Below are 25,157 nucleotides of genomic sequence, written 5' to 3'. Positions count from 1 at the left end.
CTGACTCAGATATGCTGAAAGTTCTCAAAAAATCGAAAGATAAGCACAAACTCATCTTCATATAAAAATGATAATTCCCACAAAAAGCAGCAACTCACCAAACGCAAACGTTTTCGTTGCCACAATAAGATGGCGCTATTCTACCTAATTTGATTCACATCAGAAAGCGTCAATGCAAAGTTTCTACATGTAAAAACCACATAATCAATATTAGAAAACCTAATGATGATGCTATTTCAAACAATCTGAATACAAATACACCACAATAAATGCGCGCATTGGTTTACATTTTTGTAAAATTTAAAATACACCACTTTAACTTCAATTTATGTGCGTAACTTTCAAAAAAGAAGATTTGTTATTACTCTTTTGTCAATTATGGGCAACTTGATTGTATTAATGATGGAAAAACACACAAAGAAAGAAGATGGCATCGCACTCCTTGTAGGCAGTTTCTTAGTTGCTCTTGGGGTCTTTTTTCTTTCATCAGCACACTTGTTGACAGGAGGCACGGCGGGGCTAGCATTATTACTGAGTCAAATAAGCGTATTGTCTTTTGGAACCCTCTATTTTTTCATCAACCTCCCCTTTTATGCCTTAGCATGGCTGCGTTTTGGCCGCTATTTTGCTATTAATAGCCTGATATCTGGCGCATTAGTTTCGATCTTTGCTGACAACCTGCATTACCTGATTCAATTCAATAGCATTAATAACATATTTTGCGCGGTCGCCGGCGGTCTATTAATTGGGATAGGAATGTTGATCTTATTTCGTCATCGTTCGAGTTTAGGTGGTTTTAATGTGATGTGTTTATTAATTCAAGATAAAACAGGCATTTCCATTGGTAAAACACAGCTAATTTTGGATTGCAGTATTGTTTTAACTTCATTTTTCTTTGTTTCGGGATGGATTATTGCATTATCGATTTTAGGCGCAATTGTAATGAACATTACTCTGGCAATGAATCATAAACCGACTCGCTATACCGTAAAATATCAATCATAACGTCAGCAATGAATGGATAAGTTAAAAACAATAAAGGGGCTTAATTGGCCCCTTTATTATGGATAACTCATACTTTACTTAATGGTGTAGCAATCGGTGAGTGTTTCATGATTAAAGGTAATGGTTGCTTGATTTCCTTTACTCCAAAACATCTGTTGCCCATCAATGGATTCATATTTACTGCCTGAAGCTGACTTCACACGAATTAATGGGTATGAACCACTGCGCTCCACTAAAACCGCTTTATCTTGAGCTAAGAACTCAACTAAAAAAGGTTTTTCAAATTTCCCTTGGTATTCGCTCTCCGACTGGTCGATTCGGCACTTATAAGCCACGCTTGTTACTTCAACACCATTCACCGATGTTGTGGTTTTGATTTCTGCTTTAGCTGGCTCTTCGACTGTGGTGCAACCCACAACAAACAATGTCGATACGCCGATGGCAAGCAACGTCTTTAAGCATTTCATCATTTATCCTCTTAAAGCGGTAAATTACTTTGATGTATAAAGAAAACAGGCCATTGATTGTGCAGAATTTGTATCTTCTATTAAATCAGGCTGTTGTTGGCTACATATTGGCATGACTTGAGGGCAACGTGAAGCAAAGCGACAACCCGATGGAATATTAATGGGAGACGGTATATCCCCTTTCAGTAAAATCCTCTCGCCTATCCCTAATTCCTTTTGACGTAATTGGGCATTGCGGTATTTAGGATGAGTAATAGGAACTGCCGATAACAAGGATTGAGTATAAGGATGTTTGGGGTGTTGATAAACCGTTTGTGCATCACCATACTCAACAACTTTACCTAAATACATGACCGCTATTTTATCGGATATATGCCTAACAACCGACAGATCATGGGCGATAAAAATTAAGGTTAGATTCATTTCTCGTTGCAGTTCGAGCAACAGATTCAATATTTGAGCTTGTACAGAAACATCTAACGCAGAAACCGATTCGTCGCAAACCACTAATTTAGGCTTTAAAGCAATGGCTCTCGCAATACCAATTCGTTGTTTTTGACCACCTGAAAACTCATGTGGGTAACGCTCTGCTGCATCTGGTGTTAAGCCTACTTTTATTAATAATTCAGCCACCCATTGCAGCCTTTCTTGCTCCGTACCTAAACCATGAATCACAAAAGGTTCTTGCAAAATCATGCCAACCGTATGCCTTGGGTTAAGTGATTCTGTAGGATCTTGAAAAACCATTTGCATTTCTTGGCGCAAAGAACGCATTTGCTTACTGTTAAGGTCGCAAATGTTTTGACCTTCAAAAAAGATTTCCCCTGCCGTCGGCTCATACAAACGCAATAAACTTCGACCTAACGTACTTTTACCACAACCAGATTCACCAACGATGCCAAGGGTTTCTCCCTTGTTTACGCTTAGTGAAATACCATCAACGGCATGAACCGTGTAACCTTTTTTGAACAGCCCTTTACCTGAATAGAAATACTGCTTCAAATTATCAATTCTTAATAATTCACTCATTCTCTATCTCTTTGGTTTTCGATTGGTGGGCGGTTGAATTCAACGTCAAATCTTGCCAATAGTGGCAACTGATTAAGTGCTCGCTATTTCTCGCGAATAAATTGGGTGATTGTTGGTGGCACTTTTCTTGTTGATAGACACAGCGAGTAACAAACCGACATCCAGTTGGCATCTCATGTAAATTCGGAACAGATCCATCAATGGTCGGTAGTAATGACTTGGCAATAGAATGTGTATTGGGCATAGAGCCGAGCAAGCCTTGAGTATAAGGATGGCTTGGATGATCAAATAACTCAAAAACATCCGCTTGCTCTACAACTTTTCCTGCGTACATCACCACCACTTGATCGCACATTTCCGCTACGACACCCAAATCGTGAGTAATGAAAATGATCGACATTCCAGTTTCTTGTTGTAGGGATTTCATTAAATCTAAAATCTGGGCTTGCACCGTAACATCTAAAGCAGTGGTCGGCTCATCACAGATTAAAACCTCTGGCTCACAAGCTAAAGCAATGGCAATCATCACTCGCTGCCGCATACCACCAGAGAGTTGATGAGGGAATTCAAGCATTCGCTGTTTAGCCGAAGGAATACCCACCTTTTCGAGCATTTCTAATGCGAATTGATAGCGTTGCTTCTTACTCAGCTTAGGTTGATGAAGCTGGTAGACTTCCATTAACTGCTTACCAATAGTATGCACTGGATTGAGTGCGGTCATTGGATCTTGGAAAATCATTGATATGTGATTACCACGCATGCGATACATTTCACTTGCGGGCAATTGAACCAAATCATAAGTTTTTGAGACCTGATGATATTCAATCGAGCCCGATACGATCTGTCCAAAAGGCTTTGGCAATAACCCCATGATCGACATTGCCGTCACACTTTTCCCGCAGCCAGACTCACCCACCAGCCCAATGGTTTTTCCTTTAGGCACATGAAACGTCACACCATCTAGCACACGAACCACACCGTCATCGGTCGTGAATTCAGTGCAAAGATCGCTTACGGTTAATACGGAATTTATTGTCATGGGGTTCCTGTGTGTTTTTTTGACTTCTAGGGTCTAGGGTCTAGGGTCTAAAAACGTTTCATCTTTTATCGTAACCGGCTCAAAACCTTTTCCAGATTTCATTGCTGCTTTGGTTTCTTTTTTCACATCTTCATCAATCCAGAATGTGCTCATACTGCCCATAAACCCACTAGAACCAAATAAAGACTCAGTTTGCTTAGTTGCTATCTCTTTTGGCAATTTCATCCAGCGCCAATAGCCTTCACGCGCATAAGGAACCATATAACCAGGAATAATCACATTGGCATCATTAATTAAAGTTTGGATCTGACGAGAAAGTTGGTGCTTTTTCTTTAAATCAAACTCAGAACGGTAACGATCAATTAAGCTATCCAGCTCTGGTGATGAATAGTTCGTAAAATTATTGGTTTGTGGCTTGTTGGCATTTTCAGATGAGAAGTACTGCCAATACACCGGAATTTTAGAGTTACTCATATCATGAAATGACAATTGGTGTTTTTTCTCTAAAACATACTTAAACATACTAGAGCCATCAATAAGGTTTAGCGTTAAATCTAATCCTGCTAGCTTGGCTTGCTCACGTAAATACGCCACTCTTGGTGTGTGCGCGGGGGTCGAATACGTGACAGCGAAACTTAAACGCTGCCCCTTACTATTTTCACGGATCCCATCAGGGCCAACTTTCGTGAACCCTGCTTTTTCAAAGTAAGACATCGCCAATTTAGGATCGAACTTTACTGCGGTTATTTCGGTATTATCATAATCACCGTGCCCTGCTCCCATAGGATTGGGTTTACGAACATAATCATTTCGCAGAATCTTTTCGATCATACCATCATAATCAGTCGCATAACCTAAGCCCGTACGGACATTGAGATCATCGAGTAATGGCATAGCCGTATTGATCCATATCCCCCCTGCTCCAACAGGTGCTTGATTAAAGACCCAAGCTTTATGGATATAGCCTTTATCAAACGCTTCACCAACGGCTTTGTCATGCCATAAGGTTGGGCGCAATAATGCAAATGAATCTAACTGACCTTTCTCAAAATACTTAAAAGCAATATCAGGATCTCGAATCACTTTTACATTGATCTTTTCGACATTAAAACGGTGCTGGTAGTATTTATTGTCATAACCCCACCAATCTTTCACATGTTTGAATGTAACGGCCTTCCCTTTATCAATATCATCGATGTAGTAAGGGCCTGAAGTCGGTTCTGGTTTAAAGTTGTATCGACGAACAAAATCATCGGCAATACCATCACCATTCTCGTCTTTTTTAGGATTTGCATAAAAATGCGCTGGAATTGGACGAAGGTTAACATAGTCCATCAATTCATCAGGGTTATGAGGCTTACCAGACACCACAGCAATCGTATATTTATCGTAAACAACAATATCACTGACCTCCGTGGTATAAAAATCATTACTCCACGGATCAATAATATCTTTCGAGCGCATCATTTTAAGCATGAAGGTAAAGTCATCAGCCGTAATCGGCTTACCATCACTCCACCTTGCTTTAGGATCTAACTTAAAATACACCGTTTTATGATCGTCACCAAATGCCCATGATGAAGCCAGTGACGGCAGCCAATTGTCGGTATTAGGGTGTCTATCGAGCAATCCTAAAGCGGAACGAGTCCATGCAGCAAAAGCGCCATTAGCATCAGGCCCAACAAGGCGAAAGGTTTGCGGAAAACTCGCGGTAAAAGTGTGGTAGGTACCACCAAACTTAGCATCAGGAGAGGCAAAGGTAGGGTCTTCTAAATTGGTTTGCCAAGTTAAGCCTTCTGGCAATTGAGCAGCTTGAACTGCACTCGCAGAAAGAAATATCCCGAATGATAAACTCAGAGACAACAAGGGTGTCCATCGGCGATGTTTAATGCGTAATTTCATGGTTCATCCTTAAACAATTCTTAAATATATTTGGTGTAACGTTTGGGATCGAAGGCTTCCCTTATCGCTTCCCCTATAAAGGTCACCATGATCAATACTGAAACAATGGCACTCACAACAGAAATAGCAATCCAAGGCGCATCTAAGTTCGACTTCCCTTGTTGCAATAGTTCCCCCCAACTTGGCGTCGGCGGCATTAAACCTAACCCTAAATAATCCAACGCGGTTAAGGCACTAATATTCGCCACAATAGTAAAGGGCGCTAAAGTCACGATCATCACCATCGTGTTCGGTAAAATATGGTGAAACAAAATCCGCCAGTTAGATGCCCCTAACGCTTTTGCCGCTAAAGTGTATTCCCGAGCCTTTTCTTTATAAGTCATGGTGCGCATATACCAAGTCATGCCCATCCAACCAAATAGCACGTTAATCAAGGTAAACAACATAAAGCTCGGCTGCATGATCGAAACTAAAATCATGATCACGTATAAAAATGGCACCATTGACCAAATTTCGATAAATCGTTGGAAGAAAAGATCAAACTTTCCACCCCAAAAACCCATAATGCAACCAACGGTTACCCCTATCGCGTAAGAGATAATCATCGTCAGTAGTGCAAAGCCCATCGCAATCCGAAAACCATATAAAAGTCGAGCCAAAATATCTCGCCCTATCGTATCGGTGCCTAAATAATGTTTCGCTTCTAGGTTTGGTGCCGCAGGAGGAAAATCCCCCTCAAAATCTTGCTCGTAAGGGTTCCATGGTACGAGAGGCATAATGACAAAATTATCACCATCCTCTGTTCGCAATGTTTGCTGCAATTGGCGATAATTGGTTTCAGATTGGTAGTCCAACCCAAAAGTGGTTCCGGGCATTACATCCGCGTAAGTAGGGAAGAACCATTGTCCATCGTATTTCACCACTAACGCCCGGCTGTTCACTAACACCTCTGCAAGCAAAGCAAAAATAAATAGCAAGGTTAAGATCAACAGTGACCAATAACCTCGTTTGATCGCTTTAAAGCGCTTTATCTTTTTCAATGTCAATGGGTTAGACAAAAGTTTAGACAATGGATTAGCTATAATAGCGCTCATATTAGGCTCCAAACTTAATGCGAGGGTCGACCAAGGCGACGCAGATATCAGACAAAATATTGCCAATCAGCAGCATTAACGCATTAATCGCAAACAGCCCCATCACCACAGGGTAATCTCGCTCCACAATCGATTCATACCCTAATAACCCAATACCATTAATATTGAAAATCACTTCAATCAAGAAAGAGCCCGTCATAAAGAACATTAACGAATTACCAAACGAGCTCGCCACAGGAATTAAACTATTTCGCAACGCATGACGACGTACTGCTAATTTAAAAGGCAGCCCTTTCGCTATTGCGGTTCGTACATAATCGGCCGCAAGGTTTTCCATTAAATTGTTTTTCATGGTCATGGTCAGTAAGGCAAAATCACCGATCAAATAACAAAATAAAGGCAGAACAGCGTGCCACAACACATCTTTAATTTGTTCAAAGCGCGAGAAATCGTCAAAGTCATCACTCACAAACCCGCCCATTGGCAGCCATTCCAGATTAAAACTGAATAAACTCAGTAACAAAACACCAATCACATAACCGGGTAAGGCATAACCAACAAAAATAAAAATGGAACTGGACGCATCGAGCACGCTGCCATGCCTTAATGCTTTGGCGTAACCAAGAGGAATAGAAATCAAATAGCTGATAAAAAACGTCATCCCACCATAAAATAATGAAACAGGTAAACGTTCTGCGATCATATCGGTAACCGGTTCGTAATATCGAGTCGACTCACCAAGATCAAGTTGAACCAGTTTAGTTAACCATTGCCAATAAGCTTGAGGGATCGGTTTGTCTAATCCATAAAACTCATTCAGTTCAGCCATTTGATCGTCGGAGAGTGAATTATTACCAGAATGGGTCAAGCTGCTTGATACCGCGCTATCACCTTGTTGCATTTGCAAACTCAGTAACATTCGCTCAACCGGCCCACCCGGCACAAAGCGGGTAAGCGTAAAAATCAGCAACGTAATGCCAATAAAGGTAGGAATGACTAAAAGCAGTCTTCTAAAAATATACGCTAGCATCCAGCCCAGCCTGTCTTCATTAATTAACTATCCTTGTCCTACTTAAATTTTTAAGCGTCACATTTTACCACTTTCAAATTAAACACTTATCTTGCTGTTTAACTTAACCTTCCTAATTGTAAGGGGGAAGCAGTCAATTGGCTAGTGAGGATGCTAAAGGTTGTGAATACGAGTTTATTAAAAGCTGAAAGTCATATTGAAGATACAAAAAAGGCCACCGAAGCGACCTTTAGATATCGTTTGTAAAAAACATCTCAAATATGAATTAATTATTTTCAGCGAGATATTTCGGAACATCTTTAATACTATCAAGTACAACGGTAGCAAGTTGCTCAGCTTCCGCTGTGACTTCTTTGCCACTACGAACTAAAATTCGAGTTTCTACGCCAGCGGAAATTGCCGCTTTCATATCGTCAGCTTTATCACCGACCATGACTGAACTTGCCATATTGATATCAAGTTCTTCTTGAGCCGAAACTAACATCCCCGCTTCAGGCTTACGGCAATCGCACACTTGAGTGTATTTTTCGACGGAGCCTTCTGGATGATGAGGGCAGTAATAAAAACCATCAAACTCAACACCTTGATCAACAAAATTCCAATCCATCCATTCTGTTAATCGTAGAAATTCTTTTTCTGTATAATAGCCACGAGCAATGCCAGATTGGTTTGTCACTAAAACTAACTGGTAGCCTAAATCCTTCAGCGCTTTCGTCGCATCAAATACACCATCGATATATTCAAAGTCATCGACTTTACTTACATAACCATGATCAACATTAATAACGCCATCACGATCAATAAAAACGGCAGGTTTAGACAAAATAACACTCTCTCTTGGGTCGGTTAAGTATAAGGCAATTGACTTAAGATGTTCGAAATCACAATTATTGCATGCTTTATAATCTTCTTCACTAGATTAATCTTTGAAAGATCGATAAGTCTTACGAATACCGTTTAGCCGTCTAGACGTAAAAATATCTATTGACTTGACCCAGTGAAAACCATAGCATCGTCTATCAAATCGCACATTCAATGCACTTTTTCACTGAGTTAGTCGCTCAATGCAAAAAGAATATATGGAACGTATTATCAATTCAGGTTGTTAAATGATTGAAATTAATCAAGTCAACAAGATGTTTTACCAAGGCAGCAAAGCGATCCCTGCTTTAGTAGACATTAATCTCCACATTCCTCAAGGGGAAATCTTTGGCGTTATCGGCTCATCGGGTGCGGGTAAAAGTACCCTTATTCGCTGTGTAAATATGCTAGAAGCACCAACATCGGGTGAAGTGATTGTCGATGGTGTTGATCTCACTAAGTTATCATCAAAAGAACTCAGCCAAGCACGCCGCAATATCGGTATGATATTTCAACACTTTAACTTGCTTTCTTCTCGCAGTGTGTTTGACAACATCGCGCTTCCTTTAGAGCTAGCGAATGTATCTTCAAGTAAAATCAACCAACGAGTAACTGAATTACTTGAATTAGTCGGTTTATCCGATAAACGCGATACTTACCCAGCAAATTTAAGTGGTGGACAAAAACAACGTGTTGCCATCGCTCGTGCGCTCGCCTCTGAACCCAAAGTATTACTTTGTGATGAAGCGACCAGTGCGCTTGATCCGGCGACCACCAAATCTATTTTAGAATTGCTTAAAACCATTAATAAACAGCTTAATCTGACTATTTTGATCATCACTCACGAAATGGATGTGGTGAAAAACATCTGTGACAAAGTGGCGATCATCGGCGGTGGTTTATTGGTTGAACAGGGCTTAGTCAGCGATATTTTTGCGCACCCTAAAACCGAACTCGCACAAGAATTCATCCGCTCTACGCTCGATCTGTCGATTCCAGATGACTACAAGGCTCGATTGCAGACCACTCAAGTTGAAGGTTCGGTACCGCTTGTTCGCTTAGAATTTACGGGCGCTTCGGTTGATGCTCCCGTGATAAGCCAACTGTCGCGCAAATTTAATGTCGATGTCAGTATTTTAAGTTCCGATATCGATTATGCCGGTGGCGTTCGCTTTGGCTTAATGGTCGCAGAATTTTTCGGCGAAGCTCAGCAAGCAGAGCAAGCAATGTCTTTCTTAAAAGAACACAATATTAAAGTCGAGGTACTTGGCTATGTTTTATGATCACATCATGGATTGGTATTACGATCACCGCACTTTTCGTCTTATTTGGGGTGCTACGTGGGAAACCCTCTACATGGTGGGCGTTGCAGGCTTAATCGGCTTTTTGGTCGGAATTCCAATGGGCGTTATTTTGCACATCACCAAAAAAGGTGGACTGCTGCAAAATCGTTTAGTGAATTTAGTGCTCGGCGCGATTATCAATATTGGTCGCTCGGTGCCTTTCCTAGTGCTCATGGTGGCAATCATTCCTTTTACTACGCTATTAATTGGTAAGTTCATCGGCACAACCGCAGCGATTGTCCCATTAACCGTTGGCGCTATTCCTTTTATAGCTCGCTTAGTGGAAAGCGCGTTAGTCGAAGTACCAAGTGGCTTAGTTGAAGCGGCGCAATCGATGGGCGCAAGTCCACTGCAAATTATAAGTAAAGTATTGCTACCAGAGGCTCTGCCTTCTATCGTCAATACTGTCACCATCACTTTGGTCACCCTAGTCAGCTATTCCGCTATGGCGGGCACAGTCGGCGGCGGTGGTTTAGGTGATGTAGCCATGCGTTATGGTTACCAACGTTACCAACCAGACATCATGTTTATCACTGTGGTGCTATTAGTTATCGTGGTACAAATTATTCAAATGGTCGGGGATAAGATCGCAAGTCGCGTTGATCACCGCTAAGAGAACGTCAAGCAACACCTTAAAATCAACATCATTCAAAACTCATTTATATATGGAAAATACTATGAAATTGAAGAGCTTATTCAGCGCAGCTGCTATCACAACCTCACTACTTTTAGCCGGAACAGCCAATGCTGCCGACAACACTATCAATGTAGGTGTGATTGCCGGTGCAGAAGCACAAGTGGCTGAAGTCGCGGCAAAAGTGGCGAAAGAAAAATACAACCTAGACGTAAAACTAACGATCTTCTCAGATTACGTTATTCCAAATGCAGCTCTAGACGATGGTTCGATTGACGCAAATGCATTCCAGCATTTGCCATATCTTGATCAACAAATTAAAGACCGTGGTTACAAAATCAAACCTGTTGGTAACACCTTTGTTTACCCAATTGCGGCTTACTCTAAAAAAATTAAATCTCTTGATGAGTTGAAAAAAGGCGACAGCATTGCGATTCCAAACGATCCAACGAATGAAGGTCGCGCTTTATTATTGCTTCAAGCACAAGGTTTGATAAAGCTAAGCAAAGAGTCTGGCTTACAAGCGACGCCTCTTGATGTTATCGACAACCCTAAGAAGTTAGATTTTGTTGAGCTCGAAGCTCCACAACTTCCTAACTCTCTACAAGATGTTGCACTCGCTATCATCAACACCACTTACGCTAGCAGCATTAACCTATCGCCAGAAAAAGACGGTATTTTTGTTGAAAACAAAGAATCACCATACACTAACCTTATTGTGGCTCGTGAAGACAATGCCGACAGTGAAAACGTGAAAAACTTTGTAAAAGCTTACCAAACAGAAGAAGTTTACGAAGCGGCGAAAAAACTGTTTAACGGTGGTGTTGTTAAAGGCTGGTAATACTGACCTTTCTCACCATAAACTTTAAAGGGTGGCTTCGGCTGCCCTTTTACGTTTCATAGCCTTTAATCTCTCCCAGTAAAACCTTGAAACAAATAATTCATGCCACCCAGATCCGATTATTCACACTGCCGACTAGACTTACAGATGTAAGCTCGATATTCTAGCGCACACTTGTAGTCTGAAATAATAAGTGTCTTTATGAAAACACAACGTCCCCCAATCATCTGGTTGAATGTCGTCATCTTCGCCAGCAGTATGCTACTAGCAGCAGTTGTTGCCCCTATTTATTTTATCTTTAATGGCATAGGTGTCGCTCACTGGGTGTGGCTACTGTTAACTTTTAGTTTCTGTAATCTATGCATTACAGCAGGCTATCACCGCTTGTGGTCGCACCGTACCTATCAAGCCCATTGGTCTCTGCGTTTTATCTTTGCGCTCGGCGGCGCGTTTGCTCTACAAAATAGTGCACTACATTGGTCGTCGGATCATCGTGTTCATCACCGCCATGTTGATAATAACGACAAAGACCCCTATTCCGCTAAACGTGGCTTTTGGTTTTCACACATAGGCTGGATGTTGCGTCACTATCAAACACCAGAACAATATTCTGATTACTCTAATTGCCGCGATCTACAAAAAGAAAAGATCGTCATGTGGCAACATAAATACTACGTGCCACTGGCTTTATTGATGAACCTAGGCGTACCTATTATATTAGGCGTTATCTACCATGACATTATTGGCATGTTACTGATGATTGGTGCTGTACGTTTAGTGTTAAACCACCACACCACTTTCTTTATCAACTCGCTCGCGCACATTTGGGGTAGCCAACCGTACACCAACAAAAATACCGCGCGTGATAATGGTATTTTAGCGGTGCTGACTTTTGGTGAGGGTTATCATAATTTCCACCATATTTTCGAAAATGACTACCGTAATGGTATTTATTGGTGGCAATACGATCCAACGAAATGGCTAATTCGTACTTGTACTTGGTTAAAGTTGGCTGGAAAACTGCGTATTACTCCAGCAGAAAAGATCGAAAAAGCCAAAGCCCTACAATTGCTCAACGACACCAAACAAAAAATTCGTCACTTGCCTGATCACCATGATCTCGCTGAGCGCATGCACAAAGAATATGATGCATTGATTCTGCAAATGACTGAATATTATGAATTGAAAAAACAATTGATGAGTAATAAGAAGCAGCAATTAATGGAACAATATGAACACGCTGTTTTAAAAGTTCGTTACCAGAAAATACAGCAACACTTCAAACAGCAACAGCAGCAGTGGCAAATGCTGATGAAGCAATATGCGTAACAATTAAGTTTCTCGGATAAAAAAATACCCAAGCACTTCGCTTGGGTATTTTTTATTATTAAAGCCATATATTCAAATGTTAAGAGTATCGACTTTACGGTGTGTAATAGGTTGCAGCACCAGGGCCAACTGGTAAACCAAATACGAACACCCAAATATAGAACAATAAGCTCCAACCGACTAAGAAGCATAGTGTGTAAGGCAACATGGTCGCAATTAAGGTACCAATGCCTAAGTTCTTCACATAACGAGAAGCCACCGCTAAAATCAAGCCAAAATAGCTCATCATAGGGGTGATTAAGTTAGTGACTGAATCACCAATGCGGTACGCCGCTTGAATGGTTTCTGGCGCATAACCCACCAACATTAACATTGGAATAAAGATAGGTGCCGTTACTGCCCATTGAGCAGACGCCGAACCGATCATTAAGTTAATAAAGCCACACATAACGATAAACGCAAAGAATAAAGCAGGGCCAGTTAAACCAATAGTCTGTAAGAAGTCAGCTCCGCCAACCGCAAACACTTGACCAAAGTTGGTCCACTTAAAGAACGCCACAAATTGCGCAGCAAAGAACACCAAGACGATATACATGCCCATTGAAGACATTGATTTAGACATCGCATTAATCACATCGCGATCATTCTTCATGCTGCCAGTCACTTTACCGTACACAAAACCCGGAATAGCAAAGAAAACAAAGATGAAAGCAACAATACTCTTTAAGAATGGAGAACCGGCCACTTCACCCGTGACTGGATTACGCAATACACCACTTTCTGGGACGATCGTCCATGCCAATAATGCACTCACGACCAACGTTGCCAAGCCCGCCATTTTTAGGCCTTTCTTTTCAACATCCGTTAGCATACCCATTTTATCTTGTGATAAATCTTCCGATGCTTGCTCTACATTGTATTCACCCAATTTAGGCTCAACAATTTTTTCGGTAACAAAAGCACCCACAATTGCGATAAAGAAGGTCGATACAAACATGAAGTACCAGTTTACTTCTGGACCAACCGTGTACGCAGGATCGATCATTTGAGCCGCTGATTCGGTAATACCCGATAACAGAGGATCAACTGTCCCAATTAATAAGTTAGCAGAATAACCGCCCGATACACCTGCGAATGCAGCTGCAAGGCCCGCTAATGGGTGACGACCTAAGGAATGGAATAACATGGCAGCCAGTGGAATTAACACGACATAACCAAGCTCTGAAGCGGTATTGGAAATGATACCAGCAAAGATAACGGTGAATGTCACCATACGCTTAGAGGCGCCCATCACCATGCTACGCATAGCCGCAGACAACAGGCCAGAGTGTTCAGCAATCGCTACACCTAACATCGCAACTAGTACCGTACCTAACGGTGCAAACCCTGTGAAATTCTTCACTAAATTCGTCACGATCAGTTGTAAGCCTTCGGCATTAAGTAAACTAACAACATGAATGATGCCATCGGCAGAACGACCATTCGCGCCTTCTGGACGAGGATCGACAACGGATACGCCAAAATAGCCTGCAATCCCCGATGAAATTAAAATTGCCACACAAAAAATAGCAAACAAAGTGATTGGGTGTGGAAGTAAGTTGCCTAAATATTCAACTGAATCTAAAAAGCGAGTAAAGAGTGTTTTTTTCGAGCTTGGTTGCTTGCTCGAGATGGATGTTGTCATCGTGCCCTCCTAGTCAATGACTTCAGTGATTCCTCACTGCTACAACAAAATGGCCGACAGGGTACGTTAACCGACTCAGATCAAAAAAGCATAAAATGTTAATGACTGTAACAAATGCGAAACTTTACATTAAACAATTTGAAGAAGTAAGCATGGAAAACCACACCATCAATAACATACAAGATTAAATCTAATTTATATTCACTTGGTTTGCATAAATAAATAAGATTCCATATTTGAATATATATGCTTAATTATCAGCATTTTGAGAAGTCGTTTTCTTGAGAACGTATGCCTCTATTAATTGAAGGCCTGTTCACGCTTTTACTACCGACCACCATCAAGACACGTTATTATTGGCTTAATATTCATAGCGACAGTAATGACCATGCCTTACACCATTGAACCAATCGGCCGTATCCATAGCCCTTACAAAGAAAAATTCTCCGTGCCAAGGCAACCTCGACTTGCTCCTAGTGCGAGCGCGAGAATCCAGTTAATTGGCGATGCGAATTCACCTGAAGCGGTTCGAGGAATCGAACAATTTAGCCATGTATGGTTATTGTTTTTATTTGATCAAAATCTTGCTGCCGGTTGGAAGCCCACCGTTCGCCCGCCTCGCTTAGGTGGCAATGAACGAATTGGAGTGTTTGCCTCACGTTCAACCTTTCGCCCAAACGGCATTGGCATGTCAGCGGTGGAATTAAAAGGCATAACACACGAAGGCAGCCAAACTTGGCTTGAATTGGGCAGTGTGGATCTGGTAAATGGCACGCCGATTATCGATATCAAACCGTACATTCCCTACTCCGATTCCATTGCTGATGCTCGCGGCGGCTTTGCAGAAAGCACTCCAGAGGTTTTACCGGTGATCTTTTCAACAGCCGCACAAATGGCATTACAACCACACCCCCAGCGTCAGCATATTCAAGACGTGATTGAGCAAGTTTTGGGACAAGATCCACGCCCGGCGTATAAGAAAAACAAAGCCGACGACAAAGAATACGCAACTCATTTATTTGATTTGAACGTCAAATTTAAAGTTGAAACAGACTCAACATCGGCAATAACGGATGTAAATCGTAATTTCATCCATGTAACCTCAATTGAACGCTTTTGAGATACGGCCTGTACTGCTATTATTACGGGCTAAATTGTCATTCAGCACATTTATCGACAATCTAAACTGAGTGACAACCTATTTTTTCTTAATACATTAAACAAGCGGGTACAAAAATGCGCACCAGCAAATACCTTCTTTCTACATTGAAAGAAACTCCAAACGATGCCGAAGTGATCAGCCACCAGCTGATGCTACGTGCAGGTATGATCCGTAAACTGGCTTCAGGTCTTTACACTTGGCTTCCAACTGGTCTGCGTGTGCTGCGTAAAGTTGAAACGATCATTCGTCAAGAAATCGATAATGCCGGTGCGATTGAAACCTTGATGCCCGTTGTTCAACCGTTTGAGCTATGGGAAGAAACAGGTCGCAGCGAAAAAATGGGGCCAGAACTGCTTCGTTTTACCGACCGTCATATGCGTCCATTTGTACTTAGCCCAACCGCAGAAGAAGTGATCACAAGCCTTGTGCGAAATGAAGTTAGCTCTTACAAACAACTTCCATTGAACCTATACCAAATCCAAACGAAATTCCGTGATGAACGTCGCCCACGCTTTGGTGTAATGCGTTCGCGCGAATTTTCAATGATGGACGCTTACAGCTTCGACATCGACAAAGATGGCTTACAACAATCTTACGATGCAATGCACGATGCTTATTGTAAAGCGTTCGACCGCATGGGCTTAGATTACCGTCCAGTACTTGCAGATAGCGGCGCTATCGGTGGTAACGGCTCTCAAGAATTCCACGTATTAGCAGAAAGCGGCGAAGACCTCATCGTATTCTCTACAGAGTCTGACTACGCAGCCAACATCGAAAAAGCAGAAGCACTAGCACCAGCGCAAGAACGCGCAGCCCCAACACAAGAAATGACCTTGGTGGATACACCCAATGCCAAAACCATTGCTGAATTGGTTGAGCAACACGGTCTGGCGATTGAAAAAACCGTTAAAACTTTATTCGTTAAAGCTTCAGACGAAATCGATGCGCCTATCGTGGCATTGATCATCCGTGGCGATCACGAACTCAACGAAATCAAAGCGGAAAACTTACCGCAAGTGGCGTCTCCGCTAGAAATGGCGAGCGAAGAAGAAATGCGCAACTTAATCGGTGCAGGTGCAGGCTCTTTAGGCCCAGTTGGTCTTGAGCTTCCTTTCATTGTTGATCGCTCTGTCGCGGTAATGAGTGACTTTGGCGCAGGCGCTAACATCGACGGTAAACACTACTTCGGTATTAACTGGGATCGTGACGTTCAACTTGGTCAAGTTGAAGATTTACGTAACGTTGTTGAAGGTGATCCAAGCCCATGTGGTCAAGGCACCTTAATGCTAAAACGCGGCATTGAAGTCGGTCACATCTTCCAGTTAGGTAAAAACTATTCTGAGAAGATGAACTGTGGCGTGCTTGGTCCAGATGGTAAAAATGTCATTCTTGAAATGGGTTGTTACGGCATCGGGGTGACGCGTGTTGTGGCCGCCGCGATTGAGCAAAACCACGATGATTCAGGCATTATCTGGCCAGAAGCATTAGCACCATTCCAAGTGGCTATTGTTCCAATGAACATGCAAAAATCACCACGCGTACAGGAAGCTGCAGAAAAACTGTATGCCGACCTGACCGCAATGGGCATTGACGTTTTATTCGATGATCGTAAAGAACGCCCGGGCGTGATGTTTAAAGACATCGAGCTAATCGGTGTGCCTCATACGGTGGTGATCGGTGATCGCAGCATCGATGAAGGCAATTTCGAGTACAAAAACCGTCGTGACGGTGACAAAGTATCGATTGCCATGACGGATATTGTTGAGCACATCAAGGCTCAAATGAAATAAGCCAGTGTAATATAAACGCGAAATTCCGAACCATTTTCGCCTAGGCTCAGGTTTGGAATGACGCGCTATTTCATGTGTTTAAAGGCGAATTTAGGTTCGCCTTTTTTTATCGAGGTATTTTGTGAAAATATACGACTGCTGTAATCTCGTCCGTGAGTTATACGCTCAAATTGGCAGTGGCGATCAAGGTTATATTCCTCAAGCCATTACCTGCGCGGTAAAAACCTTTAACGATATCGCGGCCGATGAAAGCCTACCAAAAGAAACCCGTGAACGCGCTGCGTTTGCTGCAGCCAATCTATTGATTTCAGACTTTGAAGATTAATATTAAATAGGAGGAGCCAAGATGAACTTAGCAAACTTTGAAACCATGGATCCCATCATGTTGATGAGCATCGTGAATATGAAGATCCGCGATGAATTTGGCGACTTAGAAAACCTCACTAAATTTTTCGATATCGATCAGCAAAAGCTGGTTAATAAATTAGCGGCAGCTGGGTTTGATTACTTACCTGAAGTGAAGCAGTTTCGGTAATATATTCTATACCCAAGTAACTTCAAGGTGCAGAATTCACCTAGGTATCTCCAATAAAACCGTACAGTGATTAGCCCCATACGGCTTTATTTGGCATTCTAGATTAAAAGCTTACTTCACTAACCTTGCCAAACTCGGTACTCGAGAGAGCAGGATAAAATCAAGTAACATCATCGAGACAATTGCGATTCCAGCCATTGGAAAAACGATAGCGGTCACGACCATCACCACTGCACCACGCTTCCATAATTGGCTATTTTTAGGTAATGGTGGCGGTACTAGACGCATTTGACCTGTGGGCTTTCTTAGCCACCACATCACCACACCACTCACTGCAATAAAAATGAAGAATAAGCATAAAGCGGTATTCAGCGCTTTATTCCATAAGCCAATGTCTCCCTCATGGAAAGCAATCCCAGCAGCCATAAATTTCGCCATAGGAGAATATTCATTCCAATTAAAATCAATAATGATCTGCTTGGAATATTGATCAATATGAACCGTGCGATCTTGAGTTGGGTTGCTAATATCACCACTCATGGTATCGGCCGATAAGGTATATACGCCAGTGGCATCTTGCGGGAAACGAACCCGAAAATAGCCAAAACCCAGTTGCTGACCTTTTTCGACAATAGCATTGAGCTCATGAGCATGAATAGCATAATGCGATTGAGGAGAAATTGCGCCATGACCACTATGCTTTGATACTTCTTGTCCCGCATCTTGTTCAGATGTCGGTACTTGAGAGACAGGCATTGGTACTTGTTCTAAATTCCATGGTACTTCTTCTGTCGCTCCATGATTCATACTTGCGTGAGTTTGTTTTGATAGAGGAATATTGTCATATTTGGCCTCAGGAAAACTCGACCACGCTTGCACCATTTTTCCACCCCAAATTCCCGCCCACGATAACCCAGTGATCAAAAAGAACAATAAAAAGATCGACGTAACACCACCAATATTCGTATGCAAATCTCGCCAAAATATCCTTTTACCACTGCTTAAACGCAGCTTGAAAAAACCAGCCTTACTGGCATTGTCTCTCGGCCACCACATGTATAAACCGGTCATCAGTAACACGATAGCTAAGCTCGCTGCCGTCTCAACCAGTCGGTCCCCCATATCGCCTATCAATAGTGAACCATGAATATCATTGGCTAATGCATATAAATTATCTCGGCTTATCTCCCCTTGAATCGCTGCGCTGTACTGATTTACGAGCACAAACCAACCACTGCCATCGGGTTTAACGATGGCAAAACGATTGGCCTGATCCGCTTGGTGAGAAGGGATAAATTCTTTAATCGTACTATCTGGAAAGTGCTGTTGAACTTGGCTTAATTGTAAAGAAGGAGCCGTGAGAGTTTCACTTGGCGTCACTTGAATAATCGATTGATAGCGAATGTCTTCAATGGTGTTGCCATAAAGCATCACTAGCCCAGTTAACGCCAGCATGATCATAAAAGGCACAACAAATAAACCCGCATAAAAATGCCAACGCCACGCCATAAAGTAAAATGTTTTTTTGGATTGAGCGGCATCCGCCCCAGTGGCATCCACTGCTTGAGGAGTAGAAAACATGAATTTTCCTTAAATCATAATTAGAGACAGTCATTATGTTTAATGACTAAGTAATAGAGATCTAAGAAAGGGCTGGCGGCGCTCTGGGAGGAGCCTCAAACCGATAATGATAAGAAGGTATATCAACGTGATTACGCTGAATACGAATATGCTGAAATGGTTGAAAGATAAAATATGGCTTGGCAATCACAGCTTGGGTGACAAGCAGATGAGCGAAAACACAATGAGATCCTGCTACTGGTTGAATATCATCAGCTTCACCTTCGATTTGTACTAACTTAAAGCCATTTAAAGTACACAGCGTTTCCCATACGCCATTCGTACCGCTATGGGCATTCACAACAGGCATCGCTGCAAGCAATAGCCAGCAGACAAGCCATAACTTAGCCATCATTAATTTAATCGAATCAGATAACGCGCTCATGACAACAGATATTCACAAGTTAAAAGGAGTAACTCACGCCAGCAGAAACTAGCAGGCTATCGTAAGTATAAAAATCTATGCTTGATTCGTTATGACTGTAACCTGCCGCTAAAGCAAGCCCTATACCTTTCACTCCAAAAGCATTTTTATACACATAAGTTGAAAGCAGACCAATTGAGTTATCTTGACGAGAAACTAAAAAGATAGGATGGATTTCATCAAAATCAGAAAACTTATATTTGGCACTAAAGGTTACACTCGAACGTTTAAACAATTTTAATATGGCTAATTGAGCGGTATAAGTATCAGAAGTCATGGCTGCCCCTTCTGTATCTTGGCGAAGAAAAGAAGCCGAACTGCGTAAAAAGAAGGTACTTGAAATAGGATCTAAGTGTGAGAGTTCAGTATAGTAAATATCACCATTTCGGTTCAATTGTTCTTGAATTTCAGGGGAATATTGGCTGCCGCTGGATTCATTATCTAACTCTTTTTGTCCGGCAGATACTTCAAGGGAAAAATGTGTATCAAGAATGTCATTATATTGAAAACGAAAACCATTAATTCGACGGTCGGTTTCTTGTCTTTTTTACCCACTAAAAATGGATCTTCCCACGTAGTTGTTGGCACTACTCCTGGAATATACATGAAACCAAAAGTGCCAATATTCTCAACATGTTGTCGGTATCCGACTTCAACATGAGGCCTTCCTAGAGCAATGTCCGAATTGCTGGTACCAATAAAAACTCTTTGGTTACCACTTGAAAAGGTATAGTTGAGATTACTGGCAGCAATAGGAAACACAAAGGTTTCAGTGGTCTTTTCAGCTTTTTCATCAAGAGAATTGATTGTTTCATTGCCAGAGTTTTCTTGAGAATTTGATTCTACCGCGCCTACAATAAAGGTCGCACTTCCAGAAAAGCCAGGCTGCCATTTTCCTTTTAGCTCATCTTGCGCTTGAGCTGCAAAAGAAAATAACCCAATGCTGCTTAATAAACCCACTTCTTTTATGTTCATTATTTTACCCTGGCTGCACTTATCATTCACGACTTCACTATTAATACACCGCTTCATTAATGTGGCAACTACTATTTTTGTATTGATAACATAGTTATAACTCTTATTTCTTGCTTCTGCTGACTTAATGTAAAAGATTGAGGCATACAACAAATCGATTTCAATGTGACGCTTGCCGAAATAATAAAATGAAATAAATCCACACGAACAACAAGTCGAGATATGCGCTGAAAGTTATCCACCTCTAACAAAATAAATACATAAAAAGCATCCTTATCCGCTAATAAATAATGGCGTATTAAAAAAACTGTTGTTTGAAGCATAAAGAAAGCATGCCAAACATAATGGGTGTTTTATCCCCCTGAAATATGAAAGGTGTATCAATTTCATTATGCGAAAGAACATCATCACTTAGTTTAGGATGGATATATGAAAAGGACGTTACTTTACAGTGCTGTTACCGCGGCAATCGTGTTAAGCCAGCAAGCCTATGCAATAGATTGCAGCACTTTCCCTGTTTGGCAAACAGAGAAAGCCTACAATGGTGGCTCGCAAGTTCAACAAAATGACAATGCCTATCAAGCACAATGGTGGACACAAGGTCACTCTCCGGCTGAATACTCTGGTTCTTGGCAAGAATGGAAAGACTTAGGTCAATGTGATGCAACAGATGGCAACCAAGCCCCTTCTTTAAGCATTATCTCACCTTTAAATCTGGCGCAAATCACCGAAGGGTCAACCATCACGTTAAAAGCGGATGCTAGCGATCCCGATGGCAGCATTGATTATGTGGAATTTTTTGCGAATGACTCCTCTTTAGGGAAAGTGACCGCAGCCCCTTATCAACTCGATTGGGTCGCAGTGATGGGTACAGATACCATTACGATGACCGCCAGTGATGATAAAGGAAAAAGCACAACCAAATCGGTATTGATCGCCGTTCAAGGCACGAGTAATAATGTTGCGCCAAGCATTAGCTTAGTCAGCCCTACCTCGCAAGATAATGTGCAGCTCAATGATAATATCACCTTAGTGGCAACGGCCTCAGACAGTGATGGTTACGTGGCAAAAGTCGAGTTCTATGTTGATAATCAATTAGTGGCAACCGATACCAGTGAACCTTTTGAACATCAATGGGTAGCCACATCCGGTGAGCACACACTAAAAGCAAATGCCACCGATGACAAAGATGCTACGACTTCAAGCAATAGCATCACTATTCAAGTTGATGCACCTGCAACAGGCGGTTGTGGTGACGTCGCCATTTACTCTGCTGGTACCTCGTACAGCGCAGGCCAACTCGTGCAGTCCGACAACCAGAAATACCAATGTGATGTTGCGGGTTGGTGCTCCTCTAGCTCATCATGGGCTTACGCGCCCGGCCAAGGCGAACACTGGCAAGACGCTTGGACCGGACTAGGGTTATGTACGACACCTCCAACCGTCTCCCTTACTTCTCCACAAGATGGCAGTGTGGTTCTTGCAGGAAGTGATATCACCGTGACTGCGCAAGCCAGCGATCCTGATGGCAGTATTACTGGCATTGAATTCTTTGCCAATGGCACCAGTTTAGGGATTGATACGCAAGAACCTTACAGTGTGTTATGGGCAGCAACAACGGTCGGCTCAAACTTGATTAAAGCCATCGCCACCGACAATGAAAACAACCAATCTGAATCGCTTTCTCAGGTGACAGTCAGCGATCAACCAGTAGTCACTCGACTCACCTCACCAACTTCAGGCGGCGCCATCGGGTTAGGTAAGAGTGTTCAACTGGTTGCTGAAGCCACCAGCGTAACGGGTACTATTAGCAGTGTTGATTTCCTTGTTAATGGCGTTGTTGTTGCAACAGATACTAGCGCACCATACACAGCAAATTGGACACCGTCAGCGATTGGTGCTTACACGATATCGAGCTCTGCGATCGATAATCAAGGTAACAAAGCCAATTCCGACTCTACCTCTGTCAACGTGATCGAGAAAAATTCGAAGACGCATAAGCTTATCGGTTACTGGCATAACTTTGTCAATCCAGCCGGTTGTCCAATTCCACTATCTGAAATGTCGGACGCTTGGGATGTGATTGATATTGCCTTTGCCGATAACGATCCAAACAGTACTGGCACCGTGCATTTCAACTTATTCCAAAGTGATATACGCAGTGATTGTCCTGCGATTGATCCTGTGAAATTCAAACAAGACATGGCTGACTTACAAGCTAAGGGCAAAGTGTTTGTGTTATCACTGGGCGGTGCGGAAGGTACTATCACCCTAAACACAGATCTCGATGAGCAACACTTTGTGTCAAGTTTGACTAAAATTGTTCAAGAATGGGGATTTGATGGTTTAGATGTGGATCTAGAAAGTGGTTCGGGATTAGTGCACGGTTCGCAAATCCAAGCACGTTTAGGCCGTGCTTTACTGCAAATTGAACAAAACATTGGCGGTGATATGTACCTCACCATGGCACCAGAACACCCTTATGTTCAAGGTGGTATGGTGGCATATACGGGAATTTGGGGGGCTTATATCCCAATCATTGACCAAGTTCGTAGTACCTTAGATTTGCTTCACGTTCAACTGTATAACAACGGTGGTTTACCGAATCCATATATGGCAGGTTCTGCTCCAGAAGGTTCAGTCGATATGATGGTCGCGTCTGTCAAAATGTTGGTTGAAGGGTTTGAACTAGCTGATGGCAGTTTCTTCTCTCCACTGCGTGATGATCAAGTCGCCTTTGGTTTACCATCTGGCCCACAATCAGCAAATTCTGGCCAAGCGCCCACTCAGAATATTACCAATGCATTAGATTGTGTGACTTATGGAAATTATTGCAGCACAGTGGTTCCAACCAAGTTATATCCTAACTTTGGCGGTGTGATGACATGGTCAATTAATTGGGATGAATACGATGGGTTTAATTTCTCGAAGCCAATTGGTGCGAAATTAACCGCGATGAATAACGCTCAGTAAATATTGTATTACTAACAAAAATGCCAACTAACTGAAATTAGTTGGCATTTTTATTTACTATTTATTTACAGCTTGCGAGTAAAAACAACTGTAACTTCCCCTTCATCGGGATCATTGCTATCCAATACAATCGTTAATGTTTGGCCATTCTCGCTGATTATCGACGATGTAATGTTTGATTGATTTCCCTCATCTGACATTAAGGAACTGCCAGATGTATCCATTAAAGGCGCACTCAAGATTAAAAGCCCATCCGTAAACGTATAGGTTCCGGCTTCAATGCCTATATTGCCCTCTTCCCCTTCTACCGCTTCATTATCAATAAGTTGGGCAAAATAATAATAACCATCAGGCATAAAATTAAAGCTTACGGAATCATTTTGTGCATACCAACTTCCTGTAATTGGCTGAGTTAAGCTCGCTTTTGTTACCTCAACTTCTTCTGTTCCTTCTTCATCTGTCGCAGTCATACTCAATGTTGTATCATTGATTTCAACATTAGTTAGTGTGACATCGCTGAGTCCGAGTCCTCCATTAGTATCAGTTTTTACTGTTGCTTTTAATTGATTACCTGCAATCTCAAAATCACCATACTCCATACCATTATCTTCAATATACTCAGGGTCAATATCATAACTAATATTTAAGTAACTTCCATTAGCATAAAAAACAATGATCTCTCCCCAACCATCTTCGTGATCCGAAAAATCATACATACCAGCATATTCGGCATACTCTGTAGAACTATCTTTAATCTTATCTAACGATTCTTGGAAGTGAGCCTTTGCAGCTTCAACACTCACGAGAGTTTGTATTGGTGTATCCTGACCTGCATTAGAAATGATTCCAACTACAGCCGCTGATTCAGCGAATTCCTCTACAGGCAAGTCAAAGTTAACAACAGTTGCAGAAGCTTTAGCCGATTCAGTAATTGTAATCCCATTGCTAGGATCACCATCTTTATCCAAGCTAATCAACAACCTGATCATATTAATCACCTGATTGTTATTTATGTCATCTGTCCCCGAAATTTCAAGCGGAGTAATTGTCTCTTCTGCTTTTACTGAAGGAAAAACTAAATCGCCAATAGAAAATGTAACGTCCTCACCCTCAATATAATCAAACTCACCCTTTTCATTGGTAATTCCTTGCTGAGTATCCGTTGTATAATCTACCCCTCCGACAGCTGCATCCACAAATACACCTGTTGATAGTTCACTACTCGACGCTGCCGTTGAATCATCATCACTACCACAAGCGGTTAATAACAACCCGCAAGCTAGTAATACGCTGTACACCCCAAACTTTATCATGCTATACCTTCCTTTGATTTGTCATGGTAATGTCAATTTCAATGAAAGCCTAGTTGATAGTAATTACAATTACAGCCCCCCAGTCGGGGGGGGGGGGGGGGGGGGGG

21 protein-coding genes and 1 pseudogene are annotated in these 25,157 nt (G+C 42.0%); 10 read left to right on the top strand and 12 right to left on the bottom strand.

Annotation, left to right across the window (positions count from 1 at the left end; translation table 11 throughout):
* The first annotated feature begins 402 nt into the window (after positions 1-402).
* Positions 403-1,005, top strand: a complete 603-nt coding sequence (locus A1QC_RS10910; RefSeq protein WP_026025917.1) for a YitT family protein — start codon at positions 403-405, stop codon at positions 1,003-1,005.
* 74 nt (positions 1,006-1,079) lie between these two features.
* On the opposite strand, the gene A1QC_RS10905 is transcribed toward A1QC_RS10910, so the two are convergent.
* The 7 genes from A1QC_RS10905 to gmhB all read right to left on the bottom strand — a co-directional run bounded on the left by A1QC_RS10905 (position 1,080) and on the right by gmhB (position 8,389).
* A complete protein-coding gene (locus A1QC_RS10905; protein ID WP_017025844.1) occupies positions 1,080-1,475 on the bottom strand; it encodes an MliC family protein in 396 nt (131 codons plus the stop codon).
* A 21-nt stretch (positions 1,476-1,496) separates the two neighbouring features.
* Positions 1,497-2,501 carry an ABC transporter ATP-binding protein gene (locus tag A1QC_RS10900; protein ID WP_017025843.1) on the bottom strand — a complete coding sequence of 335 codons (1,005 nt, stop codon included), beginning with the start codon at positions 2,499-2,501 and terminating at the stop codon, positions 1,497-1,499.
* On the bottom strand, positions 2,494-3,540 hold the full coding sequence (locus tag A1QC_RS10895; protein WP_017025842.1) for an ABC transporter ATP-binding protein: 1,047 nt from the start codon (positions 3,538-3,540) through the stop codon (positions 2,494-2,496). Before A1QC_RS10895 ends, A1QC_RS10900 begins: the two co-directional genes overlap by 8 nt.
* A 33-nt stretch (positions 3,541-3,573) precedes the next feature.
* A complete protein-coding gene (locus A1QC_RS10890; protein WP_017025841.1) occupies positions 3,574-5,442 on the bottom strand; it encodes an extracellular solute-binding protein in 1,869 nt (622 codons plus the stop codon).
* 20 nt (positions 5,443-5,462) lie between these two features.
* Positions 5,463-6,536 carry an ABC transporter permease gene (locus A1QC_RS10885; RefSeq protein ID WP_017025840.1) on the bottom strand — a complete coding sequence of 358 codons (1,074 nt, stop codon included), beginning with the start codon at positions 6,534-6,536 and terminating at the stop codon, positions 5,463-5,465.
* A gap of 1 nt (position 6,537) precedes the next feature.
* Positions 6,538-7,566, bottom strand: a complete 1,029-nt coding sequence (locus tag A1QC_RS10880) for an ABC transporter permease subunit (protein WP_017025839.1) — start codon at positions 7,564-7,566, stop codon at positions 6,538-6,540.
* Positions 7,567-7,831: 265 nt separating this feature from the next.
* On the bottom strand, positions 7,832-8,389 hold the full coding sequence (gene gmhB, locus A1QC_RS10875; RefSeq protein ID WP_017025838.1) for a D-glycero-beta-D-manno-heptose 1,7-bisphosphate 7-phosphatase: 558 nt from the start codon (positions 8,387-8,389) through the stop codon (positions 7,832-7,834).
* A 286-nt stretch (positions 8,390-8,675) separates the two neighbouring features.
* On the opposite strand from gmhB, the gene metN reads away from it, so the two are divergent.
* From metN to A1QC_RS10855, 4 genes are all read left to right on the top strand, one after another.
* On the top strand, positions 8,676-9,710 hold the full coding sequence (metN, locus tag A1QC_RS10870) for a methionine ABC transporter ATP-binding protein MetN (RefSeq protein ID WP_017025837.1): 1,035 nt from the start codon (positions 8,676-8,678) through the stop codon (positions 9,708-9,710).
* A complete protein-coding gene (locus A1QC_RS10865) occupies positions 9,700-10,383 on the top strand; it encodes a methionine ABC transporter permease (protein ID WP_017025836.1) in 684 nt (227 codons plus the stop codon). Before metN ends, A1QC_RS10865 begins: the two co-directional genes overlap by 11 nt.
* Positions 10,384-10,447: 64 nt before the next feature.
* The gene (gene metQ, locus A1QC_RS10860) at positions 10,448-11,245 is read left to right on the top strand and encodes a methionine ABC transporter substrate-binding lipoprotein MetQ (protein ID WP_017025835.1); all 798 of its coding nucleotides are present in this window, start codon (positions 10,448-10,450) and stop codon (positions 11,243-11,245) included.
* 201 nt (positions 11,246-11,446) lie between these two features.
* The gene (locus A1QC_RS10855; RefSeq protein WP_017025834.1) at positions 11,447-12,574 is read left to right on the top strand and encodes an acyl-CoA desaturase; all 1,128 of its coding nucleotides are present in this window, start codon (positions 11,447-11,449) and stop codon (positions 12,572-12,574) included.
* Positions 12,575-12,668: 94 nt separating this feature from the next.
* Here A1QC_RS10855 and A1QC_RS10850 read toward each other — a convergent pair whose 3' ends face one another.
* Positions 12,669-14,258 carry an AbgT family transporter gene (locus tag A1QC_RS10850; protein WP_017025833.1) on the bottom strand — a complete coding sequence of 530 codons (1,590 nt, stop codon included), beginning with the start codon at positions 14,256-14,258 and terminating at the stop codon, positions 12,669-12,671.
* 382 nt (positions 14,259-14,640) lie between these two features.
* On the opposite strand from A1QC_RS10850, the gene tsaA reads away from it, so the two are divergent.
* The 4 genes from tsaA (at position 14,641) to A1QC_RS10830 (ending at position 17,745) form a co-directional block, all read left to right on the top strand.
* Positions 14,641-15,378 (top strand): tRNA (N6-threonylcarbamoyladenosine(37)-N6)-methyltransferase TrmO, encoded by a 738-nt coding sequence (gene tsaA / locus A1QC_RS10845; protein ID WP_017025831.1) that lies wholly within the window; start codon positions 14,641-14,643, stop codon positions 15,376-15,378.
* A gap of 116 nt (positions 15,379-15,494) precedes the next feature.
* A complete protein-coding gene (locus A1QC_RS10840) occupies positions 15,495-17,210 on the top strand; it encodes a proline--tRNA ligase (protein WP_017025830.1) in 1,716 nt (571 codons plus the stop codon).
* A 121-nt stretch (positions 17,211-17,331) separates the two neighbouring features.
* Positions 17,332-17,535 (top strand): YaeP family protein, encoded by a 204-nt coding sequence (locus tag A1QC_RS10835; RefSeq protein ID WP_017025829.1) that lies wholly within the window; start codon positions 17,332-17,334, stop codon positions 17,533-17,535.
* 21 nt (positions 17,536-17,556) lie between these two features.
* Positions 17,557-17,745, top strand: coding sequence for a DUF4250 domain-containing protein (locus A1QC_RS10830; RefSeq protein WP_017025828.1), 189 nt, complete (start codon positions 17,557-17,559; stop codon positions 17,743-17,745).
* A 111-nt stretch (positions 17,746-17,856) separates the two neighbouring features.
* Here A1QC_RS10830 and A1QC_RS10825 read toward each other — a convergent pair whose 3' ends face one another.
* The 3 genes and pseudogenes from A1QC_RS10825 to A1QC_RS15720 form a co-directional block, all read right to left on the bottom strand.
* Complete coding sequence (locus A1QC_RS10825) at positions 17,857-19,326, bottom strand: PepSY-associated TM helix domain-containing protein (RefSeq protein ID WP_017025827.1); 1,470 nt, start codon at positions 19,324-19,326, stop codon at positions 17,857-17,859.
* A gap of 61 nt (positions 19,327-19,387) precedes the next feature.
* Positions 19,388-19,750: a hypothetical protein gene (locus tag A1QC_RS10820; protein ID WP_017025826.1), complete on the bottom strand. Its 363-nt coding sequence runs from the start codon at positions 19,748-19,750 to the stop codon at positions 19,388-19,390.
* Positions 19,751-19,769: 19 nt separating this feature from the next.
* Positions 19,770-20,764 (bottom strand): annotated as a pseudogene (locus A1QC_RS15720) (surface lipoprotein assembly modifier).
* A 429-nt stretch (positions 20,765-21,193) separates the two neighbouring features.
* Here A1QC_RS15720 and A1QC_RS10805 point away from each other — a divergent pair.
* On the top strand, positions 21,194-23,737 hold the full coding sequence (locus A1QC_RS10805) for an Ig-like domain-containing protein (RefSeq protein ID WP_017025825.1): 2,544 nt from the start codon (positions 21,194-21,196) through the stop codon (positions 23,735-23,737).
* A 65-nt stretch (positions 23,738-23,802) separates the two neighbouring features.
* Here the strand turns inward: A1QC_RS10805 and A1QC_RS10800 are convergent, their stop codons facing one another.
* Positions 23,803-25,050: a hypothetical protein gene (locus A1QC_RS10800; RefSeq protein WP_017025824.1), complete on the bottom strand. Its 1,248-nt coding sequence runs from the start codon at positions 25,048-25,050 to the stop codon at positions 23,803-23,805.
* Positions 25,051-25,157: the final 107 nt, after the last annotated feature.

This window comes from Vibrio rumoiensis 1S-45, assembly GCF_000286955.2.
Taxonomy (GTDB): Bacteria; Pseudomonadota; Gammaproteobacteria; order Enterobacterales; family Vibrionaceae; genus Vibrio; species Vibrio rumoiensis_A.
Note: the sequence above shows the minus strand (reverse complement) of the source record. Positions and strands in the feature narration are given on the sequence as shown.